The following is a 22,116-nucleotide window of genomic DNA, read 5'->3' as shown; positions in this document are numbered from 1 at the left end:
GACCAAATCGACCGGAGACCCAAATGGACGACCAAACCCGCATCGAACTTGAAGCCGCAGCGTTCCGCACCCTGCGCGAGCACTTGATGGAAAAGCGCACAGATGTGCAGAACATCGACATGATGAACCTCGCAGGGTTCTGCCGCAATTGCCTCAGCCGCTGGTACCAAGAAGCCGCCAACGTGCGTGGCATCGAGATGGGTAAAATGGAAGCGCGCGAGATTTTCTACGGCATGACCATGGACGAGTGGAAAGCCAACTATCAGACCGACGCGAGCCCTCAGCAGCAGGCCGATTTTCAAAAGAGTTTCGACGAGAACGTCGGCAAGGATGGATAAAGCGCTCCCCAATAGAACCCATGTTTTGTCCGATGGCCGCGACGTGCAAGAGGTGACTCTCCGCGGTCATGGGCTGACTGCCAAAGTCCTAACGTTGGGGGCCGTCGTTCGAGAGCTGAAACTTGAAGGCCACGAGCCTTCGGTGGTGCTGGGCTACGAGAACGTCGCGTCCTACGTCACCAATCACGGGTTTCTTGGGGCTATCGTCGGGCGCTATGCCAATCGTCTGAAAGATGGCCAGTTTCAGATCGATGGTCAGCGGTTTCAGGTTGACCGGAACGACAATGGCAACGCCTTACACGGCGGGTCTCAAGGTGCTTGGGCGCAAATTTGGGAGATCGCAGAGCAAGGCGATGACTTTGTCACGCTGACGCTGACGCTGCCCGATGGGCATATGGGGTTTCCCGGCCAGTTGGACATCGCGTGTCGCTACAGTGTGATGCCAAATGCCACGTTAGACATCCAAATCACCGCCCAGACCGACGCAGCGACGTTGTGCAATCTGACTCCCCATTGCTATTTCAACTTGGATGGGCACGCGGATGTCACCAATCACCAGTTGCAGATCAATAGCGCGCACTACGTGCCGGTCGACGCTGCAGGCATCCCGTTTGGGCGTATCGAATCCTCTGACGCATCCATGGATTTTCGTAGCCCGCGCCCCGCGCATAACGCGAACCTAGATGTCAGCTATTGCTTTGATACATCTCAGGGACTGCAAGAGCACGCGCGGCTTACCAGTCACATATCGGGGCGATCTGTGACGGTACTGTCAAATCAACTCGGGCTTCAGGTGTTCAATGCCGCGCAAATGCAGACCCCCGAAAACGGGCACGCTGGCACGCCCTATGGACCTTTTTGCGGCGTCGCCTTTGAGCCGCAAATCTGGCCAGACGCTCCAAATCAGCCGGGTTTTCCGAATGCGGTTCTTAGGCCCGGCGAGACCTATCTAAACCACAGCCAATTCCGTTTCTCATAAAATAAAGGCGCCCGAATTCGAGCGCCTTTTCGTAGCAATCAATCGCTGTTCAGATCGCTTTCGCGCGCGCCTCATCCAGATAAATCTCGCGCAGACGCTTCGCTAGGGCACCCGGTGTGCCATCGCCCAAAGCAACTCCGTCGATCTCAACGACCGGCATCACAAAGGCCGAGGCCGACGTGGTAAAGGCCTCATCCGCCTCTTTGGCCTCATCGATGGTGAACAGACGTTCCTCAATCTGCATCTGAGCCTCTTCGGCCAGACGCAGAACCGCTTTACGGGTGATCCCATGCAGGATGTCGTTGGACAAAGGCCGCGTGACGATCTTGCCGTCTTTGACGAAATACGCGTTGTTCGAAGTGCCCTCCGTCACGTGACCATCCTCGATCATCCACGCATCATCCGCACCAGCCGCCTTCGCCATCATCTTGCCCATGGATGGGTACAGAAGCTGCGTCGTTTTAATATCACGACGACCCCAGCGGATGTCCTCAATCGAAATGATCTTGGCACCCTTTTTCGCCGCCGGGCTATCCGCCAGACCCGGCTTGTTCTGGGTGAACAGAACCAAAGACGGCTCGGTGGTTTCAGGATCAGGGAACACGAAATCGCGATCCCCATCTGAGCCACGAGAGACCTGAAGATACACCAGACCTTCGTCGATCTCATTGACCTCCACCAGCTTGCGGTGGATCTCCAGCAGCTCTTCCTTGGTGCAAGGTGCCTTCATATCCAGCTCTTTGAGCGAGCGTTCCAGACGCACCGCATGGCCTTCAAAATCTACCAGCTTGCCGCCCAGAACCGAGGTCACCTCATAGACTGCATCGGCCATCAGGAACCCGCGATCAAAGATGGAAATCTTGGCTTCAGTCTCTGGCAGATATTCGCCATTTACAAAAACGGTGCGGGTCATGTTGGTCTCCGTAAGTCCTAACCCCAGAGCGCCGTCGTGGACGGATGCACCCCAGAGTCATCAAATCTCAATGCGTGGTCACGGTCTTCTGCCAGAAGCAGCGGGCCGTCAAGGTCTGTTACGCGCGCACCCTGCGCGACAAGCACGGCGGGGGCCATGGCCAGCGAGGAGCCGACCATACAGCCGACCATGACGTCATAGCCCTCAGCCAAAGCCGCCTCGCGCAGTTTAAACGCTTCGGTCAGGCCGCCGGTTTTGTCGAGCTTGATGTTCACCACATCATATTTGCCTTTCAGCGCCGGAAGGCTTGCACGATCATGACAGCTTTCATCCGCACACACTGGCACGGGGCGCTCCATGCCCAGCAAGGCATCATCTTCACCCGCTGGAATGGGTTGCTCGACCAAAGCGACTCCCAGTCTCACCAAATGCGGCGCCAGATCGGCATAGACATCCGCTGACCAGCCTTCGTTTGCATCCACGATGATGGTTGCATCCGGCGCGCCACGCCGCACAGCTTCCAGACGCGGCATATCATCGGGCGTACCCAGTTTGATCTTGAGCAAGGGCCGAAACGCGTTCTCGCGCGCCTGCGCTTCCATCGCCTCTGGGGTATCAAGCGATAGGGTGTAGGCCGTGATCTCTGGCCCGGGCTTCGGCAAGCCCGCCAGCTCCCAAACGGGCTTTCCCGCCAGCTTTGCCTCTAGATCCCAAAGGGCGCAATCTACTGCATTGCGCGCAGCCCCTGCGGGCAATAGCTCTTGCAACTCTGCCCGTGTGAAATCCTCGGGAAGGCCTTCGATCTCTGCGGTCACGGTCTCAAGCGTCTCATCATAGCGCGCATAGGGAACGCATTCGCCCCAACCGGTCGCGCCGTCTTTGGTGACTTTGACCGTCAAGACCTGCGCCTCTGTCCGCGCGCCCCGCGCAATTCGAAAGACCTGCGCCAGCTTAAACACATCGCGCGATACTCTTATGTCCAAAAGCTCAGCTCCCAGCTTTCATCTTGCTAAAATACTCCCGCCGGAGGCATCCCAGATCGCCCAAAACGCCTCCAGACGAGGTTAGATCAGATCGCGGCCAGCGCGTCCACCAGACGACCCGCACCATGGCGGTAGGGATCGACCGTCGGTAAGCCCATCTCGGCCTCAACCTTGGCACAATAGGCCAAAGCGTCTTCATCGCTCAGATGCTGAGTGTTGATGGAAATACCGGCGACAACCACATCAGGATTGGCGACCCGCGCCAATGTCAGGGCAACATCTTGCAACTCGGAAAGGGATTTCAGCTTATAGCCCGGCAGGCCCCGCATGTGATCACGGGTCGGTTCGTGACAGAGGATCAGAGCGTCCGGCTGCCCGCCATGCACCAGCGCCATGGTCACGCCGGAATAAGACACGTGGAACAAGGAGCCCTGCCCCTCGATCATATCCCAGTGGTCCTCATCATTGTCTGGCGTCAGATATTCCACGGACCCGGCCATGAAATCTGCAATCACGGCGTCCAGAGGCACGCCGCTGCCAGTGATCAGAATGCCGGTCTGACCTGTCGCGCGGAAGGTCGATTTCAACCCGCGCTCCTGCATCTCTGCATCCATCGCCATCGCCGTGTACATTTTACCCACTGAACAATCGGTCCCGACCGCCAAGCAGCGTTTTCCTTTGCGCTTCACACCAGTTGCAATCGGATAGGCCACGGTTGGCACGCGTACATCATGCAACGTCCGACCGTTTGTCTGCGCCGCCGCAACCAGATCGCCTTCATCGCGCAGCAGGTTGTGCAGGCCAGACGCCAAATCATAACCCTTTTCCAACGCTGAAATCAGCACGGCTTTCCACTTCTCGGAAATCACGCCGCCACGGTTTGCAACGCCAATCACCAAGGTACGCGCGCCGGCCGCGAGGCCTTCGTCCAGGGTCATTTCGGTCAATCCAAGGTCAGCGCCACAGCCCTCTAGGCTGATCTGCCCAACCGCGTTTTCCGGACGCCAATCGCGAATACCAATCGCCACTTTCGCCGCCAACATGTCAGGCGCGTCGCCCAGGAACAGAAGATAAGGAGTTTCAATCATAGCCAAGCCCCACAGAATTCGAGTCACGCAAGAATTCCCGAAAATCTGCGCAAGTTTCTCTCAAATTGACGGCGCATCGGGGCTGGTTAAGTAATTTTCTTATGAATTTTCCAAGTTATTCGAATATTATCCCAACATCTCATAATATCCTCGAAGATCCTGCGACTTTCCGCGATATGAGACCTATGACGCGGCGTCGCAGCAATCTCATGCCGCAATTGCGAAAAGAACCTTGCGAACGTGCGCGCAATTTAATAACCAAACCGCAACACTAGACGTAATTTCCTTTCCAGGAGACCGAAATGAGTTTTCGCATCCAACCCGCCGCACCTGCCCGCCCAAACCGCTGTCAGCTGTTTGGGCCAGCCTCAAACACCAAACTCTTCGCCAAGATGGCGGCTTCTGCGGCCGATGTGATCAACATCGACCTCGAGGACTCGGTCGCGCCAAGCGACAAAGAGATGGCGCGCGCCAATGCAATTGAAGCAATCAATACGGTCGATTGGGGCAACAAATACCTCTCCGTGCGGATCAACGGTTTGGACACGCCCTACTGGTATCGCGACGTCGTAGACTTGCTGGAGCAATCTGGTGAGCGGCTGGATCAGATTATGATCCCGAAAGTGGGCTGCGCTGAGGACATCTATGCGGTGGACGCTCTGGTCACTGCAATTGAGGCCGCGAAGGGCCGTCAGAAAAAGATCTCTTTCGAGGTGATCATCGAATCCGCGGCGGGCATCGCCCATGCCGAGGAAATCGCCGCGTCGTCTCCGCGCCTGCAGGCCATGAGCCTGGGTGCCGCGGACTTTGCAGCTTCTATGGGCATGCAAACCACCGGCATCGGCGGCACGCAGGAAAACTACTACATGCTGCGAGAAGATCAGAAATACTGGTCCGACCCATGGCATTGGGCTCAAGCCAAGATCGTCGCGGCCTGTCGCACACATGGCGTTCTGCCAGTCGATGGTCCGTTCGGTGATTTCAGCGACGACGAAGGCTACATCGCGCAGGCGATGCGCTCGGCAACCTTGGGCATGGTCGGCAAATGGGCGATCCACCCGAAACAGATCGCACTGGCCAATCAGGTCTTCACCCCATCCGACGAAGCCGTGAATGAGGCGCGCGAGATCCTTGCAGCCATGGAGCAAGCGAAAGCCAATGGAGAAGGCGCAACCGTCTACAAAGGCCGTCTGGTCGACATCGCATCCATCAAACAGGCCGAAGTGATTGTGGCGCAAGCCGAGTTGATCGCAGCCTCCGCCTAAGTCGCGTGCCGCTCCCTCGGGCGGCGCGCTCTTGGCAACCCGGTTGATTGCTCTTTCCTGCCGGGTTGCCATTCTTGGTCAAATCTGCGCCTTTTGCGGTGCCTAGAACGAGACCAGACATGACCCAGCCCATCACCCTGATTCACACAGCCGAAATCCACCGCGCGAGCTTTTCAACCCTGCGCGACCGGATCGCACCAGAGGCAGAGCTTGTGCAACACGTCCGCACGGATTGGCTGGACCGCGCGCGCAAACATGGTGTGCGCCAGGGATTGATCGACGAAATCGCGAGCCTCATCCACCAAGCCCCCGGACCCGTCGTCTGTACCTGCACAACACTTGGCGAAGCGGCGGCCGCGCTTGGCGCGATCCGTATTGATGCCCCGATGATGGCGGAAGCCGCGCGGGCGGGCGGGCCGATCCTAATGGTCTATGCGCTGGAAAGCACCTTTGAGCCGTCCCTCGCACTTCTGGAATCCGCGCTCCAGAACGCGCAACAAGAGACGCAGGTGCTTCCGCTGTTCATCGGGCAATTCTGGCCGCTATTCGAAGCGGGCGAAGTCGAAGCCTTTACTGCCTGCGTCGCCGGAGCGGTCAAAGATGCGGTTGCCCACAATGACGTGGGATGCGTCGTCCTTGCACAAGCCAGCATGGCCGCGGCTGCGCCTTTACTGGCCGATCTGGACAAACCGGTCCTGACCTCTCCCGAAAGTGCTTTGCGCGCGGCCCTGTCGGCCTAAGCGCGCTCGTCTTTCGGGGAGCCCATCACAACATAGGATGTGATGGAATTGACCTGAGGCACAGTGCCCAAGACATCTGTGTGAAACGCTTTATAGGCCACGAGATCAGTGGCCTCGACGCGCAAGAGATATTCAACAGACCCTGTGATATTGTGGCATTCCACCACCTCAGGCGCGCGGGCAATCGCGCGTTCAAAAGATTCCTGAGCCTCTTTCGTGTGCTGGTTCAACCCAACCGTAATGTAGGCCACAAAACCGATGCCCCGTTTCGAGCGATCCAAGACCGCGCGATACCCTGCAATGACGCCAGATCGCTCCAGATCCTGCACCCGTCGCAGGCAAGCAGATGGCGACAGCCCTACACGATCAGCAAGCTCTAGATTTGAGATGCGCCCATCACGCGAGAGTTCACGCAATATCTTGTCGTTGATATGATCCATTTTCGCCATTGATTGCAAAAATAGATGTAAAATGACAAAGAACGCAATTCAAATGCGCAAATTTTCCGCCACATTCACCTCCATGACTTACGAGATCCTCACCGGCCTTATCGGCTTTGCCTTTGTCACTTCGATCACTCCGGGGCCCAATAACCTGATGCTCATGGCCTCGGGCGCCAATTTTGGCTTTATGCGCACCATTCCGCATATGCTGGGGATCGGCATCGGCTTTACGGTCATGGTCGCTCTGGTGGGATTTGGGTTGATGCAGATCTTCGATCTGGTGCCTTACAGCTATGAAGCCCTGACGGCAGCGAGCATCCTCTACTTGCTCTGGCTCGCGTGGAAATTCGCCAATGCGGGCGAACCAGAAACCCAAGGCGCCTCCGCCAACCCGATGAATTTTCTGCAGGCGGCGGCGTTTCAATGGGTGAACCCAAAGGCGTGGTACATGGCGCTCTCAGCGATCACGCTTTACGCGCCGACCCGCGACATCACAGCGGTGCTTTTAGTCGCGCTGGCCTTCGGCGCGGTCAACCTGCCCTGCGTCAGCAGTTGGACCGTGTTGGGTCAACAGATGCGCCGCTTCCTGACCAACAGCATCAGGCTCAGACTGTTCAACTGGACGATGGCCCTGCTCTTACTGGCCTCAGCACTTCCTGCGCTCTTTGGCTAGAACTTCGCGCCCAGATCTGTTGCAATTCCCGATCCGCGTCGTCATATAGCACAGTCAAGGTGACGTGGAGTGAACGATGACCAACTACCTCGATTTTGAAAAACCGCTGGCGGAAATCGAAGGCAAAGCCGAAGAATTGCGCGCGATGGCTCGGCAGAACGAGGAAATGGACGTCACAGACGAAGCCGCGGCGCTGGATCGCAAGGCCGAAGAGCTGCTGCAAGAGCTTTACAAAACGCTCAGCCCTTGGCGCAAATGTCAGGTCGCGCGACACCCAGAGCGTCCGCACTGCAAAGACTATATCGAAGCGCTGTTCACGGAATATACGCCACTCGCGGGCGACCGGAACTTTGCCGATGACCATGCGGTTATGGGCGGTCTGGCACGGTTCAACGACCAGCCGGTCGTCGTGATCGGCCACGAAAAAGGCAACGACACCAAATCCCGCATCGCCCGCAACTTTGGCATGGCGCGCCCTGAAGGCTATCGCAAAGCGATCCGCCTGATGGAAATGGCAGACAAATTCGGCCTGCCGATCATCGCTTTGGTGGACACCCCCGGTGCCTACCCCGGCAAAGGCGCCGAAGAACGCGGTCAATCAGAGGCCATTGCCCGCAGCACAGAAAAATGCCTGCAGGTCGGCGTGCCTGTGATTTCAATCATTATCGGCGAAGGCGGATCCGGCGGGGCTGTGGCCTTTGCTTCTGCCAACAAAGTCGCGATGCTTGAACATTCGGTTTACTCGGTGATTTCCCCCGAGGGCTGCGCGTCGATCCTGTGGAAAGACGCCGAGAAGATGCGTGAAGCAGCGGAAGCCCTGCGTCTGACCGCTCAGGACTTGCTGAAACTGGGTGTGGCGGATCGCACCGTGTCGGAACCTATGGGCGGTGCACATCGCGATCGTCCGGCGGCTATCGAGGCTGTTGGAAAAGCGATCGGCGATATGTTGAAAGAACTGTCCGAGCTGGATCGCGACGGCTTGATCGCAGCGCGCCGCAAGAAATTCCTGGACTTGGGCAGCAAAGGCCTCGCGGCTTAATTCGCGAGCAACCTCAGACCCTGCGTCACATCTGAGCGCACCGCCAATCGCAATCCCGGCTCGTCGCCGGCCTTGAGTGCTGCGAGGATCAGACGGTGATATTGCGGCGGCTCGGTTTTGCGAAGCTTGCCATAGAGCGCCCGCATCGTCGGGCCGAGTTGTAGCCAGACAGTCTCTGCCATCGCCAACATCGCAGGCGCCTGGGCGCGCAAGTAGAGCGCACGATGGAAATCCAGATTAGCTCGGATGTATTTCACCGGATCGCGCATCGATACCGCATCGGCGACACGCCCATTGATGGTCTGCAGGCGGTCAATCAGCGCCATATGCGCGCGGGGTAGTGCTCGGCTGGCAAGTTCCACCTCAAGGAGCGCACGCAAGGACGCAAGCTCTTCGATCCGGTCGGGGGTGAGCTCTGGCGTCGAAATGCGCCCCGAGCTAGACATGGTCAACGCCCCTTCTGCCACAAGGCGACGCACCGATTCCCGCGCTGGGGTCATCGAGACCTCATACTCCGCGCCGATCCCCCTAAGGGTCAAGGCAACACCGGGTAATATCTCCCCATGCATAATGCGACTGCGAAGGCCGCGGTAAACGCGATCATGGGCAGAGGTCGAGGCCTCTAGTGGCTTGGTCGTGGGCAACATTCAGCAAATGTGATCACAAACCTAGAGGCCGTCAATCCTCAAATCTATAGCGATGCAGCTTTTCGCCATGCTGCCTCAGCCAGGTACGTTCTGCTTTATGGGGGCCAAAGAGCGTATGGACCTCGTCCCAGAAGGCCTTGGAGTGGTTCATCTGCGCCAAATGCGCGACCTCATGGGCGGCCACATAGTGCAACACTTCCTCAGGTGCCAACACTAAGCGCCAGGAAAACATGAGCGCGCCTGCGCTGCTGCAGGAGCCCCAGCGCGAGCGCGTGTCTCGCAGAGTAATGCGCGCATAGGATCGCCCCAGAGCCTGAGAATACCCATCACAGGCCTCAACAAGCCTGTTCCGGGCCTCGGTTTTCAAAAACGCCTGCACCCGCGCCCCGACGCGCGTGCCGGAAGGCACCAACAGAGCCTCTCCGTCACGCTTCACAGACCGCCCCTGTCCTGCCCCAACAGTGAGCAACTCGCCCTGAAACGGCAGCTCAGTCCCAAGCGTTACCTGCACAGCCTCAGGCCGTGCCGCCATATTGCGCACAAGCCAATCAGCCTTGGACTGCGCGAATTCCAACGCCTCGGACTCAGGGACTCGGTTCGGCAGAGTCAGCGTCACACGCCCATCCAGCCGAGACACGCGCAAACTGATCCGACGCGCCCGGGCTGAGCGTCGCAGCACAATCGGAATATCCGGCGCGCCTGGTACAAAAAATTCAGTCATTTCACCCGCCGCGCCACTTGTTTCACGTTACCCTTTGACTATCTCCGCCACTTATGGCAGTTGGCCCGAACTGTCGACAAGACTCACGTGATTAAAGGGGAAACCTATGCCCAAAGAAGAATGGGGCGTAAAGCGTCTGTGCCCAACCACTGGCAAGCGTTTCTACGACCTGAACAAAGACCCGATCGTCAGCCCATACACCGGCGAAGTCGTCGAGCTGGACACCGGCAAGAGCCGCATGATCGCAGCCGATAGCGAAGACGCGGCGACACTGAAAGCCAAAGCCAACGACGGCGATGACGCAGATGTGCTGGATGATGATGACACCGTCGATCTGGAACTGGATGATGATGTTCTGGACGAAGACGAAGACGACAACGTGCCTCTCGAAGAGATCGCGGACATGCCGTCTGAGGACGACGACTCTTAAATGATTAAAGGTGGGATTTTTCACTTGATCCCACCTTTCCCAACGCCTAACTAGGCGCGCAGGGATCGCGATAGATCCAACAGGTTTGGGGCCTTAGCTCAGCTGGGAGAGCGCTACAATGGCATTGTAGAGGTCAGGGGTTCGATCCCCCTAGGCTCCACCAAATCTCCGAAAATTAATCGACATTATTTTCAATTGGTTGCACGGTACTCGGCTACCTCCAGGCAATGGTGTCACCAATGTACTAGAACTCCGCGGTCACTGTCGTGTCACCCTTTGTAAACTCGCAAAACCGCACCTTCCGATCTAGGTCGTGCAACGGAGTGTGGCAACGTTGTTAGTTCAATTTTTTCAGTAACTGCTGCAATATCCAGCTCTGGATGCGGCCAGCATCTATTCCTCTAGAAGCAGCTTAAAGTATGCCTGCTGAGCAAGATTGAACCCGCTCCTGAAGACGCGTACTCGGTCATGCATGAGGCGTTTTCTATGTTCGTCGCTTGGACCGTGCACAATAGCTGATCTGACATCATAGAATTTTTTGGTGGCCTTGCGGATTTCTTGGCCATGCACTTCGTCACTAGCAAGTAAGTCTGACATGGCGAGCTGGATCTGTTTTCCGATTTTCGTACCTTTGATTTCAAACATAAGTTCAATCGACTGAGACACGTCCAAAATCCGATCATCGAGCACAAAACGTCCATCACGCGCCAAAGACTCGCTTAATCGACGACGAACTGGAGCCAGTCGCTCAAAAGATGGACTATGCCTCAAGTCAAAAGCACCTAGTGCCTGTCGAACAGAGTTTTGATGCAACCTTGGAGGGCTCCGGAAGGGGTCGTGTCTCCGACCGACTATTCCAACTCGTTGAGTACCTCCACTGTTTCGAAATTTGCCTAACAACAAAAGGGCGGCTCTGTGTATGCAGTCATCGATAAATGCGAACGGAATAAATGGCGTTTGGTTCGAAATAGCCAACAACTCAAGAAAACTCATCGCATCTTGCTCAAAGTTAGGCCTTTTTTCTATCGGTCTTTCACGGGGACAGTTCATGCGATGCAAGTAAGGCTTCCAATCGAACGGCCTGACAATAGCTCCGATCTGCCGCCAATCACGCCGGTCGACTTGCTCGGGGACAAAATCTCGAATCCATTCGGAATCGACCCAATCTTGCACAGCGGCAAATGGCATGACGATCAAATCCGGTCCAATATCGATTTGCCGGTCTATTTGGGGGCCAAAGAACAGAAGAACATCGTAACCTAAACTTAATTCGAGTGGGTCGCTTCTATGTGAGGAAGCGATCGATTTGTTCAGGAGCAAACCCAGCTCTGTCGCTGCCTGCTCGAAACCCTTCTCCGCTTGTTCCCTTGCGCGCTCCATAAGGCCAACAACCAAGACAGTTAACCAGGTTAGCGATGTACCATTTGCGATTTCAATTAAAAACTTATCTTGGCCCGCTAAATGTCCCAGCGCTCTTTGTAGAGCTGGGTGTGACCTCAAGACTCCTCGAACGGGATCTAATGCAGATCGCAAGTCGTTGAAATATGCCACCTCCCGGTGACTTTTTGCACGTAGTACAGTGTCATATAATTCAAGAACATCGTCGCGTGGATAGGGTGTCACGTCTTCATCATTAAAATGAATTGTGGGTGGGTACCCTCGAACTTGCCAATGCCGCTCAAGATATGGGCGTTGCGCAATCTCTAATTTCTCTAAGGCTTCAGCAAGACGCCCTTGCCATGATTTCACGCAAAAATTCATTCGTAAGCAATAGCAACAGGAAGGACAGTGTTAAACCCGGCCCAGAGCTGCCGTCCACCGACCAGTCAAGATGCTGCATCCACAGCCCGCATTGCCGCCATTCGCTGCAAGTGCGAGACTTGGCACTGGTTCGCAAGAGAAGGTTCAGGTCTTGCCAGTATATTTTTTGGCCAATGGGGAAGTGCAACTGAGCCCGATTAAGATCGGGCGAACCAATTCACTCAAGCGCAGGATGTCCGAGCTACAGACCGGGAACCCAGTTCAGCTAAGGTTGCTTGGATATATTGAATCCGAAGAAGAGGTTTGGCTCGAAGCAAAGTTGCATCGGGAATTTTGTCAAAGCGCGTGTCTGGAGAGTGGTTTAACATCGAAGCAGAGGACATCGTCCCCGTTCTGTTAGCAGCGGGGTCTAAGGCCTACGTACCGCCTGCGGATGCCGTCTTTGAATTCGAGAGCAACGATCGGTCTGGTGTTCCATGCTTTGTGAGGGGAGCGGCATGGCTAGATCTTGAGGTCGCTGAGCTTTGCCCTTCTCGTGGGTGCTTTGGAGTTATCCATTGCTAAGGTGGACCAGCAGGCGAATTCTGTCTTGGTTGTGGTCATATGCCTGCTCATCACGAGCCCCAAACGAAGGCGTCCGGCCCATCGCTGCCATTTACCCTTAAAACCAACAATTGTCGCAGCTCTGGAATAGCTATCCTCTATCGAGGCACGAGATCAAAGCCGACGCTCTACATGGCTAACAGACCAGCCTTGGGAAAATTGCATTTGCGCGAAGCAAATGATAGGCAATGCAATTGTAATCCGCTTGGATAGACAAGGGCGGGCCACCATGGGAAGACCACTTAGATGAACATCAGCCGGCTCGTACTTCGCAATTTCAAAGGTTTCGAGCAGTTTGATCAGCGCTTAAACAAGCGTTTCACGCTGATAGTTGGCAAGAATGGCGTCGGCAAGTCGAGCATACTTGACGCTTTATCAGTCGCATTCGGTACTTTCCTACTTGGAATTCCCAACGCTACTTCCCGGCACATCCAAAAAGGAGAGGTGCGAGAAACATCCCGCCAGTTCGACGACAGCCTCGATTTCATAGCAGCCTATCCAGCAGTCGTAGAAGCGGAAGGAACGCTCTTCGATCCACTATCAGGTCAATCCCACAGCCTCGTCTGGAAGCGGGAACTGAACAATCCCAAAGGGCGCACAACTGTGAAGGACGCGCGCGAAATTCGCTTGTTGTCAGACACGGCCTATGCTGCAGCAATCGATGGGCTAGACCCGACCCTACCTCTTCTGTCTTATTATGGCACCGGGCGACTTTGGGGCGAACCAAAGCGTATCGCTCAAAAAGAACGGCCTTCGCGGTTCGATGCCTATCGAAACAGTCATGAACCGCGCGTCTCCGCTGGCGATCTCTTTGACTGGCTAAGGCGTCTTCGCCTTAGCGAATTCGAGACGGAGCGGAGCTCGCCCTTATTGAAGGCATGGCGCGGCGCCGTGGAAAGCTGTTTCGATGATCAAGTGGCGGTGACTTATTCGCCTTCGCGCGAGCGAGTTGAGGTGACTTTCGAAAGCAACGATCAAACAATCGCCTACGAGAACCTAAGTCATGGGCAGCGAAACATTCTGTCGATGATTGGAGATATTGCATACAAGGCAATTATTCTGAACCCGCACTTGGGCGCTGAGGCGATTAGCAATGCGCGTGGCATTGTCCTGATTGATGAAATCGATCTTCATCTTCACCCGACGTGGCAAAGGCGGATTATTCCTGCCCTGTTGGCTGCCTTCCCGGGGTTACAATTCGTGGCAACAACACATTCTCCTTTTGTAATACAATCACTCAACCACGGTGTCATGCTGGATTTAGACAAGAGGGAGCTTGACGACAGGGTGCATAACTTGCCCATCGTTGACATTATCGAGGATGTACAGGGGGTCGAAAATCAGAACAGATCCGAGAGCTACTTGCACAAGATGCAGGGAGCCGAGTCCTACCTTCGTCAAGTCGAACGGATGGCAGAAAGCGAAAATCCGGCCGAGCGCGCAGAACTAGAAAGACGACTGGACCAAATGGAACGCGATTTCCAGGACCCAGGTTTAGAAGCCCTTATGAAGATCGAGAGACAAACGCGGACGAAGCGAGGCGAGTAATGAGGCCGGTAGTAAAGGGTCCTGCCCCGCAACCCGAATACAAGCCCTACGGCGATGCGCTAGACGACTTGGCTGCACAGCTTGGCTTGTTCTGCAGCTATTGCGAGCAACCCATAACTCACGCTCCAGAAATTGAACATGTTCAACCAAAGTCTTTGGAGGCAGGATTGGAGTTCAGTTGGGAGAACTTCTTACTTGGTTGTAAGAGTTGTAACACTGTAAAGGGAAATACACCGGTTGACGTTACCTTGGTGGGCTTCCCCGACATGGACAATACCTTCAGAGGTTTAGATTTTCACTCGGACGGCAAGATTTCAATAAAAATGGGGCTCGAGGAAGATCAAACAGAGCTAATGTCGGCCACAGTAAGACTGATCAAGCTGCACCGGCACCCCAGTGAACCGGCAGCGCAAGATCGGCCAACCAGACGCGACAAGCGTGCCGAGTTGAGACGCGATGTCTGGGAAGTGGCTACGTACGTCCTAGGCCGATATCAGGCGGACGGAACCATCGCTGACTTAATTGCTGAGCATCTTGCTCCCGCCAAAGGCTTCTTTTCTGTATGGATGACCGTCTTTGCGGATCATCCCGAAATGCTGAATCGTTTCATTGATGCATTTCCCGGCACGGCCCGCGACTGCTTTAACGAAGACGGCCAGTCTCAGGCTCGACCCGGTGGGAGGCTGTAAGATGCGCCTCGTGGTTATGCCTAAACTGCTCGTCCAGATTGTGCCCAATGGCGCTGGCTGAAAACCTCATCCGGCCAAAAGCGGGCAGCAATAAACTTTGCGTTACTTCAGCCTTGAAGATCAATCGAACGGTTCTGGTAGGCGCGCCAAAGGCCCAAGCGTTTGATCCGGTATTCGGCCAGCTCCATTGAAGTCCCGAATTGGGCTGCGATTTCTTTTGCTGATTCGCCGGCCTTTACGAGCTCTCGAACGTCGGCCTCCGGCAAAAGACAAGCCGACGCCAAGAAATACGCGTCATGCTCTTCTGAGCTATCGTACGTCCTGCCATAGGCATCGCCTACTTTCGCAATTCTGGTTAGCTTGTGCCCGAGCAAAATATGCCAGCACTCTTCCAAGTAAGTCACCCTTTGTCTTTCGATCGAGTGGCTGTCGTTACGAAGTATTGCCCACGTGTCATCAGTAACGTCGCGCGGCACACTCATTGCCGACCATTCGTTCGACGCAGGTCCCAGTAGATATTGAGCACAGGTCTCATCAAGGAATTCGGCTCGTGACGCAGCAAAGACTTCAACACCGGAAATCCGAACATCTAGAGCGTCCAACGGATCCCCACGATTTAGACTCAGGTCGCTGCGAAACTCGTTGGCTATCTCTTCCATCTCTGGTTTCGAAAGCGACACAGCCAAACCAAGATCAGAGTTTTGCGGATCAAATTGGTCTCCCTCTCTCATCGAGTTGGCAGCTTTGAGCAAACACTCAACTGTCTTCGATGAAACATTCTTGGCTGCCCGAAAATGGACCAATGCTACGCCATCCATTTGAAGGCTTCTGTCGCCAGCATCCGGGCCAAGCCATTGAAGAATCCGAATCGTGGAGTTGTTGTCGGGTTCACCTTCGCCGCGCAGAATCCGGGCAAGAGATGAAAAACTGACGCCGATCTTCTCCGAAAGCGCCCTTACGCTCAGACCCTCGGCATCTCGTTTGTCCTTTAATGCTTGGACCAAAGCTTGTTTATCGGTGCTCATCTTTTTTGTGCGCTTCGCACACCTTGACACGGTGCGCTCTCCTCCCATAACTTGCGATTAGCACAGGCTCGCACACGCGCCAATACTGTCTCACCGAGCAAGCGCACAAATCGGCCGAATGTGGCCTGCAGGACAAAAGGAGAAACCTGATGCCTGGAAAGGGTGGCGGATACCGAAGCGCCAAAACAGGACGATATGTTTCGGCAAGAGCGGGCAAATCGAACCCGCGCACGACTGTCAAGGAAGCGCCCGGAAAGAGCGGTTCCTCTGGTGAGCGGTACCGCAGTGCCATCACTGGTCGATACGTGACGAACAAGCATGGCAAATCTAGCCCAAACACCACTGTCAAAGAACGGTAGACAGCGCCATGAGCTTGGGGGGCGATAAGTTGAATGACTCACTAGAACGGACGACCTCCAAACCACGCAGAATTCTCTGCATTGACGGTGGGGGGATCAAAGGCACCTTGCCTGCCGCGATCTTGAAAGAACTTGAGACCGATCTCCCCAATCAGATCGGAAATTACTTCGACCTCATTGCAGGCACTTCTACGGGCGGCATCCTCGCTCTCGGGCTCGCTCTTGGAAAATAAGCCGAAGAGCTCCTCACCCTATATGAAACGCGCGGCCCTTCGATATTTGGTCAAGAAGACCTCGATCCGGACACCGAAACCTGGCTCGCCAGAAAGCTCCGGTCGTTCCGCGATACGCGCCGCCACTTCACAGGGCCAAAGCATGACGCAGACGTCCTCGCGAATGAACTGAAGCCGGTGCTTCAGGATGCCGTGATTGGCGACGCCAAAACCCGCCTCGTCATCCCGGCCTGGGACCCCGACCACCGGCGCCCCTACATCTACAAGACCGCCCATCATGAGCGGCTAGCGACGGACTTTCGCAAGCCCGCACTTGATGCCGCGCTCGCAACCGCTGCCGCCCCCACCTACTTTAGGCGTCATCGCACCTCGGACGATGTTGGGTTGACCGATGGGGGCACCTGGGCAAACAACCCCGTCGCCATCGCTGTCGTCGAAGCCATCACCGTCCTGGGCTGGCATCGCGACGATCTTCAGGTTCTCAGTCTCGGGTGCTCTGACGAGGTCTACATGCTCCCCGAAGAACCAGGACTGGCCCAGCTCAATCTAGGGCTGCTGTCGCTTTACAGTGACGGGCAATCGCATGGTGCGCTTGGGATGGCCAAGCTTCTCTTGGACCACCCATATTCAGACGAGCGTCTGCATCGGATCTCCCCCCCAGTTCCGGCAGGGTTCTTTTCGCTCGATGACACCACAAAGATCAAACGCCTTAAGGGCATGGGCATCTCTGCGGCCCGCAACGCAAAACCACATCTGCGCAAGCTCTTCTTTGAGAACGCCGCCCATCCGTTCACCCCTATCCACTCGCTGCCAGAGGTGGCCTCATGAACTCTCCCTTTCGTACCCCTCTGACCGACGGCGAGCTCCGGCGCCGGGCTTCAGTTTTCACCCTGCTCGATGAGATCGGGGACATCCTTGACATCACCCGATCGCAGTTCGAGCGCGCTAAGCAAAGCTACAACGCTGTGGGCGACTGGCTCTCCGGGTCAACCGACCCCCTGCTCGTCAAGACACTGGTCTACCTTCAGGGCTCCAGCTCGCTTGGCACGGCAGTGAAGCCAATTGGACGCGATGAGTTTGACATCGACCTGATTTGTTTCTGTGCGGCTGTCTCATTCGGCGTCTCGCCTCAGAGGCTCAAGGCGGCCGTCGGAAACCGACTGCGCGAACACAAAACCTACGCAGCGATCCTTGAGGAGAAAAAGCGCTGCTGGCGTCTCAACTACGCCGGAGATTTCCATCTGGACCTCTCTCCCACTATCGCAAACCCCCATTGCTACAACGGCGGAGAGCTGGTCCCGGACCGCAAGCTTCATGATTGGCATCCGACCAATCCCAAAGCCTACAAGAAGCTCTTTGATGCGCGTGCCGCCCTACAGCCCCGTCTTACCCAAAAAATGGTGGCGATGAAGCGCGACCAGGCTAGCGTGGAGCCCTTCCCGGCCTATCATTCCGCCAAAGGTGTGTTGCGTCGCGTGGTTCAGCTCTTGAAGCGCCATCGGGACGTCTTCTTTGTGAACAACACGGATGAGATCGCACCGATTTCCGTCATCATCACAACCTTGGCCATGCAGTCCTACGCCTACTGCGTAAAGCGGCATGTCTTCGAAGATGCGCTTGATGTGCTCATTGAGACAATCCGGATGATGCCGCATTTCATCGAACACCCGATCATCGATGGCTGGGCAGGATATGCGGTCTGGAACGAGACCACTTCCGGCGAGAACTTTGCAGAAGGCTGGAACAAGGATGCGCGTAAACCAAAAGCGTTTGACGTGTGGCACGCCACTGCTTTGAGAGATTTTGAAGCGCTCCGGGACGGAGTCGGGCACGATGTGCTGACCCAGAATATGCAGCGCTCCTTTGGAGACAGCGTGACAAAACCGGTTCTCGAAAAGCACCTCGGTAACCTGGGCGGCGCGCGCAAATCCGGAAGCCTTCTTGTCGCCCCCGCGCTTGGCCTCACAACGTCTAAAGCCGCAGCCTCGCCAACGTCCGTGCCGTCTAACACCTTCTTCGGAGATCAGTGATGCAGCGGGGTGGCAAGCAAGAGATGACGCTGTCGCAGCAACTTCTCTTCTTGAAATCAAACCCCGTCGTTGGGGGCTCTGGCGAGGTCAGTCGCCACAAGCTCACCTGGACCACCCAAGTACAACCGACCCCCCTCGCCCGAGACTACACGGTGCGTCTGATCCTTAAAGAGAGTGAAACGCCGGATGTGTTTGTCGACAATCCGTCACTCACCGAGCTGGCCGGTGATCGCGAGATACCCCACGTCTATCTCAACCCCCTCCGGCTTTGCCTGTATCTGCCCGGAACAGGGGAATGGCACGGTAGCAAGAGACTTGATCAGACAATCATCCCGTGGACTTTTCTCTGGCTTTTCTACTTCGAGGACTGGCTTGCCACGGATGATTGGAAGGGCGGCGGCAAACACCCTGGCGAAGTCGCGGAGCCCAAAGGGAACCGCGAAAACAGACGGCGCGTAGCCCGGTTGTGAGCGTTCTCGGAGGTCCGCTTTGTCGCCATCGTTTCAAAAATGTTTGACGCGCAACGAATGACTGCTTCCCTGAAGAACTGTCCCGAAACAAGACCGGCCTCGCTTCCCGATTTTGAAGGTCCACTTTGGCGATTTCCATTGGTCCTCGCTGCGTCGCGGCGAATTCACACTTTCCGCCCTTTTCGGTCTGACACGTGCTTTGACTAAGGCCTGATTATCAAGCAACTTTGCTGCAACAAACTCAGATCGTTGCTCCAACCAGTACGGAGCAGGCAAGCACCTACAAGCGAGAAAACATCGCATTCAACGACAGCATTTTGCTCGCTAAGATTCCCAATTGCCTTGGCAAAACCATTTGCCGCGTTAAAGGCGTCTTTCCAATGCTCACCCGGACCGGCATGATTGTCGCCACTCACGAACGCTTCAAAGACTAAAGTCTTGTCTGATTCCGGCCATCGTTCCCAATCGAGTGTAAACTGTCTTCCAGGATCGAGAGCCCGCATCTCTCGGAAGACGTGGTTTACAACAACAAGCCCAATCGTGGTGACGGTGGCTCCAGCCCCAGCAGACCAGGGACGGCCATTTTCACCATTGCGTTGACCAGTGAGCTTACTGAGTGCCCTGTTGTGCGGGACGAACAATGGAGCTTCAAATCCTAACGCAGACGGTCTGCCTTTGGAGCGATTAGAGAAACACTCGACAAAGTCGTCTAAGTCCGTGCCGTGTTCTGAACGAACTCCATCAAGAATTGCCCAACCAATATTGCGCGGAGAGCCAACATCGACCGCGCCTATAACGCATTTTTCTTTGAGAACCGCCGCATCCAAATCCAAACTCCAGTTCGGAAAACCCTGTGTGAGACAATAAATACGAAGCCTAGTTCTATTTTTCAAAATATTTCGAAGCCCACTCGGTTTATTGACCAAAGGGCCGAAGTCTAATTCGAGCCATGGAACATGTTCTGAAAACCTATTTGGCAGGACAGCTGAGAAGCTTTCGAAAAGACGCCAAGCTTACTCAGGAAGAACTGGCAGCACAGATCGGACGCACGGCCGAAGCTATTTCGAATATCGAACGAGCAAACAGTTCACCAACGTTGGATACTCTACTAGCACTGTCGGAAACATTGGAGCGGCCACTTCGGGACTTCTTCCCCGCAGGGGACTTAGACGACACTTTAAGTGCCAATCGGCTCCGACTAGAGGCTCAGGCGGCTTCGCTCATACGCGGCATGGACGACGAACAGCTGCGAATCTCTATTCGTCAGATAGAGGCTTTGCTGGGTGAATAAAATCGGCGAATTTGAGTTCGTATTCCGGCAATGATGGATGCACACGCCAATCCCCGTTTTTAAAGAAACCATCGCTGGCAATTGTCTCGATAAGGTAGCCGATCTCAAGTCCCACGACGCGCTCTGTGGTTTTAGTGTCAACGAGAAACAGTTCACCCGTCGCACGGCAAATCAACCAAACCGTATGCATTTCTTGCCTCTAAAGCTTCGCCAAAAACCTCAGAAAAACATGGCAAAATGGGTTGGCACAATTATTCGACGAGATCTCTGGCCGTCCTGCTGGGCCGGTCTGCCCAAGCCCGCTCTGCAGATATATCTCCGCGCTCACGGGAGGCGGTACGGAGCGCAGTAGCGCCCTCAGCTCCCATGGACACAGCTCAGGCTGTGCAGGCCCACCGCCTGCCCTCCCCGTGGCTCCGAGACGCTATTCGAAAATTACGCCGTAAAGGCGTCATCAAGGGCTGTCATCGCTTGCGCGCCTCCGCGCACGGCTTGGGTGTAATGGCCCAAAGTAACCGCTGGATTTGCGTGACCAGCAAGCTTCGCCACAAGCCCCACTTCGACGCCCTGAGCTTGAAGTGTCGAGACAAAACTATGACGCGCGGAGTGGTGCGTCACATAACGCACACCGGCGCGCTTGAGTGACGGACGCCAATAGCGCTTAAGAAAGTTGGAATAAAGCATAGGACCTCCGCCACCAATCCGAGGCAATGGCCACTGCCTCACAACTCCGGGACCTGGGAATACACGATAGAGCATACCATCCAGACGTGGACAGTTCAGACGCCACTCTAAAAGCATGGTCCGCAGCATAGGCGAGATCGGAATTTCGCGTTCCCCAGCTTCGGTTTTTGTTTGATCTTCAAGCCTGCCGTCGCGGCTCTGAACCCGCCTGATAGTTATGACATTGCGTTCAAGATCGATATCCTCCCACAGCAGACCAAGCTGTTCGCTAACACGCACGCCCGTCAAAAAGGGAAACGCGTAGAATATGCCGCGATCTTTATCCTGCCGCGCGTACTCTAAAAGTTTGGCTACCTCTTCAGTCGAAAGGATTTCCTTTTTAGGCCTGTTCTTGCGTCGCGCTAGATTTGTTGGCATCGAACAGACGCGCACCCCAAAATCCTCCTCAGCCAAAGCCAACACCGATTTCAAGACTGAGATGACGCGATTGGCGGTATAGGTTCCGATTTCGACCCTGATCAACGCATGCCAGCGACGCAACTGCGCTGTCGAAAGTTCGCTTACCTTGAACGGGCCCAACATCTGCAGAAGTTTCGCGTCTCGATGTGGCTTTTCACCGGTCAAGGCAAAATGGACACGTTCCTTTGGACTCCCTTGCAACAAAGGTCCCACAATTATTTTCAACAGAGCCTCGTATCCACCCATTGTCGAAGCGCGCACATTAGACGCTTTTACTTGCCGCCAATGCTCGACAGCTTCAGCAACAGTCGGGTTAGTGTTGGGGTTGTAGTACCTTTCGCCCAGAACGGCCGTGGTTAGGGCGTGCAAGTAATCTTCAGCCTCAGCCTTCGTATCAAATGATTTACGCCGTTTGCCGCCGGTTTCGGGGCACTTAAAGTTTACGACCCATTTTTTTTCATGCTTAGTCCCCCCGCCCGCTAGTGCACGGCGACGGTTCCATATTCCAATTTTTGCTTTGAATTCAGGCATTCAACACTCCCTCCGACAAGGCTCAAAAAAACACGCGGGAAATAACGCCACAATTTTCCAAATCCGTAGAATCGATGCTCGAGGTGACACAAAGTGGACCAAACAACCCAGAACAGCAGGTGTGACACTATTGAAAATACTTCGGAAACAGTTTGGGCGCTTCACGAAGTAATT

23 protein-coding genes, 1 tRNA gene and 1 pseudogene are annotated in these 22,116 nt (G+C 55.4%); 15 read left to right on the top strand and 10 right to left on the bottom strand.

The window, feature by feature from the left end; all coding sequences use genetic code 11:
* Window positions 1-23: 23 nt before the first annotated feature.
* On the top strand, window positions 24-338 hold the full coding sequence (locus tag WG622_RS11765; RefSeq protein WP_339403765.1) for a DUF1244 domain-containing protein: 315 nt from the start codon (window positions 24-26) through the stop codon (window positions 336-338).
* The gene (locus WG622_RS11760; RefSeq protein ID WP_339403764.1) at window positions 331-1,317 is read left to right on the top strand and encodes an aldose epimerase family protein; all 987 of its coding nucleotides are present in this window, start codon (window positions 331-333) and stop codon (window positions 1,315-1,317) included. Before WG622_RS11765 ends, WG622_RS11760 begins: the two co-directional genes overlap by 8 nt.
* A 49-nt stretch (window positions 1,318-1,366) precedes the next feature.
* On the opposite strand, the gene WG622_RS11755 is transcribed toward WG622_RS11760, so the two are convergent.
* From WG622_RS11755 to dgcN, 3 genes are all read right to left on the bottom strand, one after another.
* Complete coding sequence (locus WG622_RS11755) at window positions 1,367-2,230, bottom strand: D-amino-acid transaminase (RefSeq protein ID WP_303957422.1); 864 nt, start codon at window positions 2,228-2,230, stop codon at window positions 1,367-1,369.
* 17 nt (window positions 2,231-2,247) lie between these two features.
* Window positions 2,248-3,213 carry an N-acetyl-D-Glu racemase DgcA gene (gene dgcA / locus WG622_RS11750; RefSeq protein ID WP_339403763.1) on the bottom strand — a complete coding sequence of 322 codons (966 nt, stop codon included), beginning with the start codon at window positions 3,211-3,213 and terminating at the stop codon, window positions 2,248-2,250.
* A gap of 86 nt (window positions 3,214-3,299) precedes the next feature.
* Window positions 3,300-4,301, bottom strand: coding sequence for an N-acetyltransferase DgcN (dgcN, locus tag WG622_RS11745; protein ID WP_339403762.1), 1,002 nt, complete (start codon window positions 4,299-4,301; stop codon window positions 3,300-3,302).
* Between the two features lie 302 nt (window positions 4,302-4,603).
* Here dgcN and WG622_RS11740 point away from each other — a divergent pair, with 302 nt between their 5' ends.
* Both WG622_RS11740 and WG622_RS11735 read left to right on the top strand, forming a co-directional pair.
* Complete coding sequence (locus WG622_RS11740; protein WP_339403761.1) at window positions 4,604-5,566, top strand: L-malyl-CoA/beta-methylmalyl-CoA lyase; 963 nt, start codon at window positions 4,604-4,606, stop codon at window positions 5,564-5,566.
* A 119-nt stretch (window positions 5,567-5,685) separates the two neighbouring features.
* Window positions 5,686-6,306, top strand: a complete 621-nt coding sequence (locus WG622_RS11735; protein WP_339403760.1) for a hypothetical protein — start codon at window positions 5,686-5,688, stop codon at window positions 6,304-6,306.
* Here WG622_RS11735 and WG622_RS11730 read toward each other — a convergent pair.
* The gene (locus tag WG622_RS11730) at window positions 6,303-6,755 is read right to left on the bottom strand and encodes an Lrp/AsnC family transcriptional regulator (RefSeq protein ID WP_339403759.1); all 453 of its coding nucleotides are present in this window, start codon (window positions 6,753-6,755) and stop codon (window positions 6,303-6,305) included. The genes WG622_RS11735 and WG622_RS11730 overlap by 4 nt on opposite strands.
* Before the next feature lie 73 nt (window positions 6,756-6,828).
* Between WG622_RS11730 and WG622_RS11725 the strand changes: the two genes are divergently transcribed.
* Together WG622_RS11725 and WG622_RS11720 are read left to right on the top strand one after the other, a co-directional pair.
* Complete coding sequence (locus WG622_RS11725) at window positions 6,829-7,422, top strand: LysE family translocator (protein ID WP_339403949.1); 594 nt, start codon at window positions 6,829-6,831, stop codon at window positions 7,420-7,422.
* 76 nt (window positions 7,423-7,498) lie between these two features.
* Window positions 7,499-8,461 carry an acetyl-CoA carboxylase carboxyltransferase subunit alpha gene (locus WG622_RS11720; protein ID WP_339403758.1) on the top strand — a complete coding sequence of 321 codons (963 nt, stop codon included), beginning with the start codon at window positions 7,499-7,501 and terminating at the stop codon, window positions 8,459-8,461.
* Here WG622_RS11720 and WG622_RS11715 read toward each other — a convergent pair.
* Both WG622_RS11715 and WG622_RS11710 read right to left on the bottom strand, forming a co-directional pair.
* Complete coding sequence (locus WG622_RS11715) at window positions 8,458-9,108, bottom strand: GntR family transcriptional regulator (RefSeq protein ID WP_339403757.1); 651 nt, start codon at window positions 9,106-9,108, stop codon at window positions 8,458-8,460. The genes WG622_RS11720 and WG622_RS11715 overlap by 4 nt on opposite strands.
* A gap of 31 nt (window positions 9,109-9,139) precedes the next feature.
* Window positions 9,140-9,829: a M48 family metallopeptidase gene (locus WG622_RS11710; protein ID WP_339403756.1), complete on the bottom strand. Its 690-nt coding sequence runs from the start codon at window positions 9,827-9,829 to the stop codon at window positions 9,140-9,142.
* A 106-nt stretch (window positions 9,830-9,935) separates the two neighbouring features.
* On the opposite strand from WG622_RS11710, the gene WG622_RS11705 reads away from it, so the two are divergent.
* Window positions 9,936-10,259, top strand: coding sequence for a TIGR02300 family protein (locus WG622_RS11705; RefSeq protein ID WP_339403755.1), 324 nt, complete (start codon window positions 9,936-9,938; stop codon window positions 10,257-10,259).
* Between the two features lie 87 nt (window positions 10,260-10,346).
* A tRNA-Ala gene (locus tag WG622_RS11700) sits at window positions 10,347-10,422 on the top strand.
* Between the two features lie 230 nt (window positions 10,423-10,652).
* Here WG622_RS11700 and WG622_RS11695 read toward each other — a convergent pair.
* Window positions 10,653-12,008 (bottom strand): hypothetical protein, encoded by a 1,356-nt coding sequence (locus WG622_RS11695; protein WP_339403754.1) that lies wholly within the window; start codon window positions 12,006-12,008, stop codon window positions 10,653-10,655.
* Between the two features lie 82 nt (window positions 12,009-12,090).
* On the opposite strand from WG622_RS11695, the gene WG622_RS19230 reads away from it, so the two are divergent.
* The 3 genes from WG622_RS19230 (at window position 12,091) to WG622_RS11685 (ending at window position 14,860) form a co-directional block, all read left to right on the top strand.
* Window positions 12,091-12,420 (top strand): GIY-YIG nuclease family protein, encoded by a 330-nt coding sequence (locus WG622_RS19230; protein ID WP_369077070.1) that lies wholly within the window; start codon window positions 12,091-12,093, stop codon window positions 12,418-12,420.
* A 449-nt stretch (window positions 12,421-12,869) separates the two neighbouring features.
* Window positions 12,870-14,171 carry an AAA family ATPase gene (locus WG622_RS11690; RefSeq protein ID WP_339403753.1) on the top strand — a complete coding sequence of 434 codons (1,302 nt, stop codon included), beginning with the start codon at window positions 12,870-12,872 and terminating at the stop codon, window positions 14,169-14,171.
* Window positions 14,171-14,860, top strand: coding sequence for an HNH endonuclease (locus tag WG622_RS11685; protein WP_339403752.1), 690 nt, complete (start codon window positions 14,171-14,173; stop codon window positions 14,858-14,860). Before WG622_RS11690 ends, WG622_RS11685 begins: the two co-directional genes overlap by 1 nt.
* Window positions 14,861-14,967: 107 nt before the next feature.
* Here the strand turns inward: WG622_RS11685 and WG622_RS11680 are convergent, their stop codons facing one another.
* Entirely contained in the window at window positions 14,968-15,885 is a 918-nt protein-coding gene (locus WG622_RS11680; protein ID WP_339403750.1) for an ImmA/IrrE family metallo-endopeptidase, read from the bottom strand.
* A gap of 367 nt (window positions 15,886-16,252) precedes the next feature.
* Here WG622_RS11680 and WG622_RS11675 point away from each other — a divergent pair.
* The 3 genes and pseudogenes from WG622_RS11675 (at window position 16,253) to WG622_RS11665 (ending at window position 18,977) form a co-directional block, all read left to right on the top strand.
* Window positions 16,253-17,305, top strand: a pseudogene (locus tag WG622_RS11675) (CBASS cGAMP-activated phospholipase).
* Entirely contained in the window at window positions 17,302-18,507 is a 1,206-nt protein-coding gene (locus WG622_RS11670; RefSeq protein ID WP_339403749.1) for a nucleotidyltransferase domain-containing protein, read from the top strand. Before WG622_RS11675 ends, WG622_RS11670 begins: the two are co-directional and overlap by 4 nt.
* Window positions 18,507-18,977: a type II CBASS E2 protein gene (locus WG622_RS11665; RefSeq protein ID WP_339403748.1), complete on the top strand. Its 471-nt coding sequence runs from the start codon at window positions 18,507-18,509 to the stop codon at window positions 18,975-18,977. The genes WG622_RS11670 and WG622_RS11665 overlap by 1 nt, the downstream gene beginning before the upstream one ends.
* A 203-nt stretch (window positions 18,978-19,180) precedes the next feature.
* Here the strand turns inward: WG622_RS11665 and WG622_RS11660 are convergent, their stop codons facing one another.
* Window positions 19,181-19,804: a hypothetical protein gene (locus WG622_RS11660; RefSeq protein WP_339403747.1), complete on the bottom strand. Its 624-nt coding sequence runs from the start codon at window positions 19,802-19,804 to the stop codon at window positions 19,181-19,183.
* 122 nt (window positions 19,805-19,926) lie between these two features.
* Here WG622_RS11660 and WG622_RS11655 point away from each other — a divergent pair, with 122 nt between their 5' ends.
* Window positions 19,927-20,268, top strand: coding sequence for a helix-turn-helix transcriptional regulator (locus tag WG622_RS11655; protein WP_339403746.1), 342 nt, complete (start codon window positions 19,927-19,929; stop codon window positions 20,266-20,268).
* Between the two features lie 435 nt (window positions 20,269-20,703).
* On the opposite strand, the gene WG622_RS11650 is transcribed toward WG622_RS11655, so the two are convergent.
* Window positions 20,704-21,942 (bottom strand): tyrosine-type recombinase/integrase, encoded by a 1,239-nt coding sequence (locus WG622_RS11650; protein ID WP_339403745.1) that lies wholly within the window; start codon window positions 21,940-21,942, stop codon window positions 20,704-20,706.
* Window positions 21,943-22,116 lie beyond the last annotated feature (174 nt).

It is taken from the genome of Cognatishimia coralii (assembly GCF_037478305.1).
Taxonomy (GTDB): Bacteria; Pseudomonadota; Alphaproteobacteria; order Rhodobacterales; family Rhodobacteraceae; genus Cognatishimia; species Cognatishimia coralii.
This window is presented reverse-complemented; position numbering and strand designations above follow the sequence as displayed.

Bases quoted from the DNA above. Each gene is read 5' to 3' on its own strand.
- WG622_RS11765 (WP_339403765.1), top strand. From the start codon at position 24: ATGGACGACCAAACCCGCATCGAACTTGAAGCCGCAGCGTTCCGCACC.
- WG622_RS11760 (WP_339403764.1), top strand. From the start codon at position 331: ATGGATAAAGCGCTCCCCAATAGAACCCATGTTTTGTCCGATGGCCGC.
- WG622_RS11755 (WP_303957422.1), bottom strand. From the start codon at position 2,230: ATGACCCGCACCGTTTTTGTAAATGGCGAATATCTGCCAGAGACTGAA.
- dgcN (WP_339403762.1), bottom strand. From the start codon at position 4,301: ATGATTGAAACTCCTTATCTTCTGTTCCTGGGCGACGCGCCTGACATG.
- WG622_RS11740 (WP_339403761.1), top strand. From the start codon at position 4,604: ATGAGTTTTCGCATCCAACCCGCCGCACCTGCCCGCCCAAACCGCTGT.
- WG622_RS11735 (WP_339403760.1), top strand. From the start codon at position 5,686: ATGACCCAGCCCATCACCCTGATTCACACAGCCGAAATCCACCGCGCG.
- WG622_RS11730 (WP_339403759.1), bottom strand. From the start codon at position 6,755: ATGGCGAAAATGGATCATATCAACGACAAGATATTGCGTGAACTCTCG.
- WG622_RS11725 (WP_339403949.1), top strand. From the start codon at position 6,829: ATGACTTACGAGATCCTCACCGGCCTTATCGGCTTTGCCTTTGTCACT.
- WG622_RS11720 (WP_339403758.1), top strand. From the start codon at position 7,499: ATGACCAACTACCTCGATTTTGAAAAACCGCTGGCGGAAATCGAAGGC.
- WG622_RS11715 (WP_339403757.1), bottom strand. From the start codon at position 9,108: ATGTTGCCCACGACCAAGCCACTAGAGGCCTCGACCTCTGCCCATGAT.
- WG622_RS11710 (WP_339403756.1), bottom strand. From the start codon at position 9,829: ATGACTGAATTTTTTGTACCAGGCGCGCCGGATATTCCGATTGTGCTG.
- WG622_RS11705 (WP_339403755.1), top strand. From the start codon at position 9,936: ATGCCCAAAGAAGAATGGGGCGTAAAGCGTCTGTGCCCAACCACTGGC.
- WG622_RS19230 (WP_369077070.1), top strand. From the start codon at position 12,091: ATGCTGCATCCACAGCCCGCATTGCCGCCATTCGCTGCAAGTGCGAGA.
- WG622_RS11690 (WP_339403753.1), top strand. From the start codon at position 12,870: ATGAACATCAGCCGGCTCGTACTTCGCAATTTCAAAGGTTTCGAGCAG.
- WG622_RS11685 (WP_339403752.1), top strand. From the start codon at position 14,171: ATGAGGCCGGTAGTAAAGGGTCCTGCCCCGCAACCCGAATACAAGCCC.
- WG622_RS11680 (WP_339403750.1), bottom strand. From the start codon at position 15,885: ATGAGCACCGATAAACAAGCTTTGGTCCAAGCATTAAAGGACAAACGA.
- WG622_RS11670 (WP_339403749.1), top strand. From the start codon at position 17,302: ATGAACTCTCCCTTTCGTACCCCTCTGACCGACGGCGAGCTCCGGCGC.
- WG622_RS11665 (WP_339403748.1), top strand. From the start codon at position 18,507: ATGCAGCGGGGTGGCAAGCAAGAGATGACGCTGTCGCAGCAACTTCTC.
- WG622_RS11655 (WP_339403746.1), top strand. From the start codon at position 19,927: ATGGAACATGTTCTGAAAACCTATTTGGCAGGACAGCTGAGAAGCTTT.
- WG622_RS11650 (WP_339403745.1), bottom strand. From the start codon at position 21,942: ATGCCTGAATTCAAAGCAAAAATTGGAATATGGAACCGTCGCCGTGCA.